The sequence below is a fragment of the Cyanobium gracile UHCC 0281 genome, assembly GCF_034931305.1.
GTDB classification, from domain to species: domain Bacteria; phylum Cyanobacteriota; class Cyanobacteriia; order PCC-6307; family Cyanobiaceae; genus Cyanobium; species Cyanobium gracile_A.
The window spans coordinates 1-5,912 of sequence record NZ_JAYGHY010000093.1 but is presented as its reverse complement, the minus strand read 5'-3'; the positions used below and the strand labels follow the sequence as shown (position 1 = coordinate 5,912).

Below are 5,912 nucleotides of genomic sequence, written 5' to 3'. Positions count from 1 at the left end.
TACAACACTTACAGACCGCATTCGGCGCTCCAGGGGCGTACGCCCCTGGAGACCCTCCAGCAGTGGAGAGCGGCCTGACTACCCACCAGCTCTCAGAAGAACTGGACCAGTAAGGGGGGTCACGTCACCCCATACCCAGCAGAAACAGCAGGGCCGTGAGCCAGCAGAAGGCCACCTTGCCGGTGAGCCGCAGGCTGAGCTGGCAGCTGGCGAGCAGTACCAGAAAGGTGTTCAGTGCCGCCAGCAGACTGGCCCGCCACGGCTCAAGTGCTTCAGGAAATCCGAACAGGAAGCTGGCCGCCGTGAAGAACCAGTTGGCCGGCGCGCTGTAGCGCAATGGATCGAGTCGCACCGTATCGAGCAGATCGCTGCCGAAATAGGTGGCGTAGTACACGAATCCATCGGAGGGAAATTCCAGAATCACCCCGCGCCAGCCCAGGGCCACCGCGCACACAAGGGCAGGCGACAGGACCGCCAGCAACGGCCGCCACAGGGCCCGATCCGCCAGCCGCTCGCGCCAACGGCGCGGCCGTACGACCAACGCCGCCGCCACCAGGAGCACGTCCAGCCCCACCAGCAACCCGTAGGCCTGCCGAAGGCTTGGCCCCCCCGGCAGCAGGGACAGCCAGCCGATGGCCGCCCAGGATCCCACCCCCAGAAGAAGCGCCTGCCAGGTGGGACGGCGCCAGCGCCATCCCCACAGCAGCGGCGCCGCGATGGCCAGCAGCAACGGGGCAAACGGGTCGGTCAGCGCAGCCATTCGGCGCAGGGGAAGCCGTTGGATCGAGACCTTAAGGGACCTTCGCCCACCCGCCGGATCGGCTCAGACCCGCTCAAGCCGCAGCCGCTCGGCCCGCAGCTGGCGCAGCCGCTCCCCGAGGGCAGGTCCTGGCCGCAGGCCGGCGGCGATCAGGTCAGCCGCCGCCACCGAGGAGGTCAGATGGCGCCAGCGGCACCACCAGCGCAGCAGGGGGCGCCGGGGGAGCGCCCCGCTCACCAGAGCCAGGGCGACGGCCTCGGGGGACCATCCCGGCCGCTCCAGAAAGGTGCTCCAGTCCAGGGCGGTACAGGGCGCCACCTCGCAACTTCGCCAGGCCTGACAAAGCTGGGCCAGCTGCGCCAGCAGCCGCTGCTGCCCGTGGGGCAGCTGAAGCCTTGTCGCCACGGTTGTGGCTGCCTGACTGACGGCCAGCAGGGCCGCCAGGGGCGGTAGGGCGCTGCGCCGGGCCCAGCGAAGGCGGCGGCGCCAGCTGGTATCAGCCTGCAGGGCCGGATCCACCAGCACGAGGGCGCCCCAGGCCTGCAGGCAGGCCAGGGCCTCCTCCCAGGGTTCCCGATCGAGCAGCAGCTCCAGCTCCATCCGCAGCCGGGTGCCCAGGGCCGGGGGCACCCGGCCAGCGCCCCCGCGTGGCCCCCAGGGCCAGCGAACCAGGGTGGCGTGCAGTTGCTCCAGGCTCTCCGGCGCCAGGGTGAACCCCAGCCGAGCGGCGTAGCGGGCGGCCCGCACGATCCGGGTGGGGTCGTCCTCCAGGCTCCTGTCATGCAGCAGCCGCAGCTGGCGGAGGGCCAGGTCGGCGCCACCACCGTGAGGGTCCAGCAGGCGCAGTCCAGGCCCGGGGACGGCGAACACCAGAGCCATCGCGTTAATGCTGAAGTCCCGGCGGGCCAGATCGTCCTCGAGGGAGCCGTAGGACACGATGGGGTTCTCCCCTGGAGCCGCGTAGGTCTCGCTGCGGGCCGAGGCCAGATCCAGCCGGATCCCGTCGAGCTCCAGTTCAACAGTGCCGAAGGCGCGATGGAACTGGCAGAAGCCCACCGCCGCGGCCGGCATGTCCTCCAGCAGCGTCTCGGCCAGGCGATGGGCCGCCGGCCGCCGATCAGTCGGATCCGCCTGCGGGGAAAGCTCCACGACCAAGTCGAGGTCAGGCAGGCCCCGAAGGGGATCAAGGTGCACCCGATGCAGCAGCAGATCCCGTACGGCGCCACCCACGACGGCCAGCACCGCACAGTCGCTTGACTGGTGGAACACAGCCAGCAGCCGGGGAGGCAGGCAGAGATCCTTTGGATCGATCACGGAGGCCGTCATCGCGACAAGGCCATCAAGCGGCATCCAGAAGGCGCACGGTACACTCGGCCAGTCGACATCGTACCTATTGGCGATCGGGGAATCATGGTCACGTTGCAGCCCTGACGGCCAATGATTGATGCTCACCAGCTGAGCTGCGGCCTGCAGAATCAGGCCCACATATCAAGGGTCGCATAGTATGACTGACAGCTTCAAGAAAGTCCTCAAGGCTCCCTTAGGCCTATGGAAGAAGATCAAGATCAAGATATTCATCCTGAGCAACTATGTTCAGGCCCAGATCGACTTCTGGATTGGCAGAGATGGGCGTCGCAGCTCGCCTGAAAAGCGCCTCCGACCGATTGATCGTCACGGCGAGGTGGAGAGAGCTGGCGCCACCAGCAGCTCCAAGGCGTTACCGGGAACCCCAGAGCGAATCGCCCTGTTCATTGCCTATGCCAGAAGGCTGACCAACTCCAACAGGGCATACATCGAGACGCTCAAAGAGGCGGGTTTTGCGGTTGTTTACATCAACAACGAGCGCACCGACCCTGAGGATGGCGCCCTCCTGGAGGGTCTGTGCTGGCGCGTGTTTGATCGGCGCAACATCGGCCGTGATTTCGGTGGCTTCAGGGATGGGGTGCTGCTGCTTCATAGCGAAGGGCATCTGGAGCGCTGCCAGTTGCTCTGCATTGCCAATGATTCGATGCAGTTCATCCCGGGCCGCAACGCTCAAGCGCTCGTTTCTTCCCTGAATGCCTTCGCCAGCTCCGGGCAGCAGGCGTTGTTCAGCCACATCAGCCATCAAATCCAGACCCACTACCAATCCTATTTCCAGGTTCTCAAGCCAGAGATTTTCCGCTCCAGGTGGTTTTTGCAGTTCTGGAAGAATTACCAGTTCCTCTCCCACCGCGGCCATTGCATCTACAACGGAGAGATTGCCCTCTCCCAAATGGTGTATCGGCGCTTTCCCGCCGTGGACACTCTCTACACAAGCGACAAGCTCCAGGAAGCGCTCGAGAGTCACTTTCGTGCCGAAGGTGGTGTACCCGCCGAGGAGGTCCTCAGGCTCATGCCCTCCCCAGCTCGCACGTCCCAGCGGCGCAAGATCGGTTATTCCCTGCAGCAGCTGATGCTGCTGAGTGATCAGCACGAGAAACTCACAGGAGCACAGCTATACAGTGTCGCCGACCTGATCGAAAATGGAAACCCAAGCCACATCGCCGCCTTCCTCTACCCGGTCTATCTTCACTGCCCATTCGTGAAGCATGATCTCTGCACGGCCGGCAGCTACACCATGGCCCAGGCCATCAGCCTGTTCCGCGAGGTGGTCCGCCAGTCCCTGGGCGTCGGGGAGAGCGCCCAGGTTGAGCGCCTGGTTGACGAGTTCAGGAATCTCATGTACAGCCGAGGCGTGCCACTCAGCTACGACAACCGGCTGCGTGAAGCCGCGATCAAGGGGATCACAGGCACCTTCATCTATCCCTCCACCTATGAATGATACCCGTATCGATCGCGGGGCCACGAAGGCCGGTTGATGGCGAACCCACTGGACAGCGTCGCCACCATCTACTTCATCACAGTGAATTATCACTGTGGTGATTACATACGCACTCTGATTGAGGCCACCATGGCCAGCGGGGAGGAGCTGGGCTCCATCAGGTTCATCATCATCAACAACTCCCCATCCGATCAAAGTCTGCGCCAATGGATCGAGGCCTCCTCCATCCCCCTGCCGGTGCAGCTGATCGAGGCGGGCGCCAATCTCGGCTTCGGCAGCGGCTGCAACCTGGGGCTCCGCCATGTCTGGCAGACCGACAAGCAGGCCCTGGCCTGGCTGATCAATCCCGATGCACGCCTGGATGCCGGCGCCATCGCCTACGTCAGGCAATGCCTGCGTGACGACGATCAGATCGCCATGCTGGGTACCCGGATCCGGGATCCCCGGGGCGAGGTCTGGTTCAGCCACGGCAGCTTCAACCGCTGGACCGGCCAGCTGGGCCACCGCTTCCCTGGCGATGACTGCCGCCCCTCCCCGGTCCGCACCTGGCCCACCCGCTGGATATCCGGCTGCAGCATGCTCTTCCGGCTGGGGATCTTCCGGGACTGCCCCGCATTCGACCCCCAGTACTTTCTCGATTACGAGGACGCCGACATCTCCGAGCGCCACCTCCGGCTGGGCTATCGGCTGCGGGTCACCCAGGCCGTGCTGGTGGAGCATCAGGTCTCGGCGATCACCCAGCGGGCCCCCCGGGCCAAGTACCAGCACGCCACCTTCAGCAAGCTGTACTTCCTGCACCGCCACGCCACACCGCTGGCCCTGGGGCTGAACCTGCTGTACTACGCCCTACGCCCCCTCAGCTTCTGCCTCTCCGACCCGGCACGGGCCCAAGGTCGCTGGTGGGGGGTGGGGGATTATCTGCGCTGGTGCTGGCGACGGCTGCGGCGGCGCCCCGGCCTGTTCCATCCACGCACCTCCTTCACCGTTTCATCCTGAGGAAACGCCCGCCGAGGGCCCGCAGGGTGGGCCAACGCTGGGCGGGGGGGCAGTAGCGCCAGAGAATCGCCGCCACCGCCGGCAGGTAGAGGTGGGACTTGGGATGGAAGAAGGTGAACAGCAGACCCCGCAGGCTGCCCAGGGGCAGGCGTTTCTGTGCCTCGCCAAAGTCATTGAGCACCACGATGGCCGGGGTCACCTTGGCGGCAATGCCACGGCGTACCGCCCGCATCACCCACTCGGAATCGGCGTGGTAGTGGGGCAACCAGAGGGCGTCGTAGAGCCCGACACGACGAAAGACGTCCTGGCGGATCAGCACCCCGTTGCCGGGCATCGCCTCGGCCTGAAGCACCTCGGCGGCCGCCAGCGCCGGATCCAGCTGGCTGGCCAGCTCGTCATGATGGGCCAGCCGCAGAAACCGGTCCGTGCCCCAGTCGGTGCGGGTGCCCAGGGTCCAGATCCGCCCGGGTTCGGCCAGCAGGTCAATGCGGCTGCCCAGGATCCCGCAGCCGTGGCGCTGGGCCAGGGCCACCATCCGCTCCACATAATCCTCAGAAACCACCGCGTCGTCATTGATGGTGAGGACGTAGTCGGTGCCGGCCGCCAGGGCCCGCCGGACGCCGCGGTTGGTGGCACCGGCCCAGAAATCCTGGTCGCCGGCCGCCACCACCGTCACCTGCGGATGCTGCTGGCGGATCGCTGCCACGGTGCCGTCGCTGGAGTTTGAATCCACCACCACGATCCTGAGGGCCGGATAGGTCTGAGCGACCATGCGCTCCAGGAAACGCAGGCTGAGCTCACGGCGGTTGCGGGTGGGCACCACGGCGGCGACCAGCGGCAGGGTCATACGGGCTCGATCGGGGCCAGGCGCGGATCGAGGATCTTCGGCCCCATGCCCTCAAACTTGACGGCGATGGAGGTCTTCTCACCGCTGCCGAACAGGTGGGTGACGTGGCCCTCGCCGAAGCTGCTGTGCCGCACCCGATCCCCGACGGCCCAGGCGCGGGCCGCGCTGCGGGACGCGCCGGGGGTCATCATCCTGGATCGGCGGGAGGATGGCGGCTACGCCACCGCGGCCGAGATCGCCGGGGAGGACACGGTCTATGTCAGCCGCCTGCGCCGCGACCTGACGGTGCCGCATGGCCTGGCCTTCTGGTGCGTCTCCGACAATCTCCGCAAGGGCGCCGCACTGAACGCGGTGCAGATCGCCGAGGAACTGCATCGCCAGGGGCTGCTGGTGCGCGCCACGGCCTGAACAGGCTGTTTTTCCTGCCGTTTTGAACGCGGTCTAGGATCACAGTCCTTTTTCGCTTGCAAATGAGAACAAAATAAGAACATATGAGGGGCCATGCT

The 5,912-nt window shown here is 65.9% G+C and carries 6 protein-coding genes and 1 pseudogene; 3 read left to right on the top strand and 4 right to left on the bottom strand.

Going from position 1 to position 5,912, the window contains the following annotated elements; genetic code table 11:
* Positions 1-124: 124 nt before the first annotated feature.
* Both VB739_RS15905 and VB739_RS15900 read right to left on the bottom strand, forming a co-directional pair.
* Positions 125-760 carry a hypothetical protein gene (locus tag VB739_RS15905; protein ID WP_323357998.1) on the bottom strand — a complete coding sequence of 212 codons (636 nt, stop codon included), beginning with the start codon at positions 758-760 and terminating at the stop codon, positions 125-127.
* 63 nt (positions 761-823) lie between these two features.
* Positions 824-2,086, bottom strand: a complete 1,263-nt coding sequence (locus VB739_RS15900) for a CCA tRNA nucleotidyltransferase (protein WP_323357997.1) — start codon at positions 2,084-2,086, stop codon at positions 824-826.
* A gap of 178 nt (positions 2,087-2,264) precedes the next feature.
* Between VB739_RS15900 and VB739_RS15895 the strand changes: the two genes are divergently transcribed.
* Both VB739_RS15895 and VB739_RS15890 read left to right on the top strand, forming a co-directional pair.
* A complete protein-coding gene (locus VB739_RS15895) occupies positions 2,265-3,563 on the top strand; it encodes a hypothetical protein (protein WP_323357996.1) in 1,299 nt (432 codons plus the stop codon).
* Positions 3,564-3,599: 36 nt separating this feature from the next.
* Entirely contained in the window at positions 3,600-4,559 is a 960-nt protein-coding gene (locus VB739_RS15890; protein ID WP_323357995.1) for a glycosyltransferase family 2 protein, read from the top strand.
* Here the strand turns inward: VB739_RS15890 and VB739_RS15885 are convergent.
* Complete coding sequence (locus VB739_RS15885) at positions 4,543-5,406, bottom strand: glycosyltransferase family 2 protein (RefSeq protein ID WP_323357994.1); 864 nt, start codon at positions 5,404-5,406, stop codon at positions 4,543-4,545. The genes VB739_RS15890 and VB739_RS15885 overlap by 17 nt on opposite strands.
* Positions 5,403-5,561 (bottom strand): annotated as a pseudogene (locus tag VB739_RS15880) (hypothetical protein); the annotation flags it as partial. The pseudogene VB739_RS15880 and the gene VB739_RS15885, both read right to left, overlap by 4 nt.
* Between VB739_RS15880 and VB739_RS15875 the strand changes: the two are divergent.
* Positions 5,506-5,814, top strand: coding sequence for an Asd/ArgC dimerization domain-containing protein (locus tag VB739_RS15875; protein WP_323357993.1), 309 nt, complete (start codon positions 5,506-5,508; stop codon positions 5,812-5,814). The pseudogene VB739_RS15880 and the gene VB739_RS15875 overlap by 56 nt on opposite strands.
* Positions 5,815-5,912 lie beyond the last annotated feature (98 nt).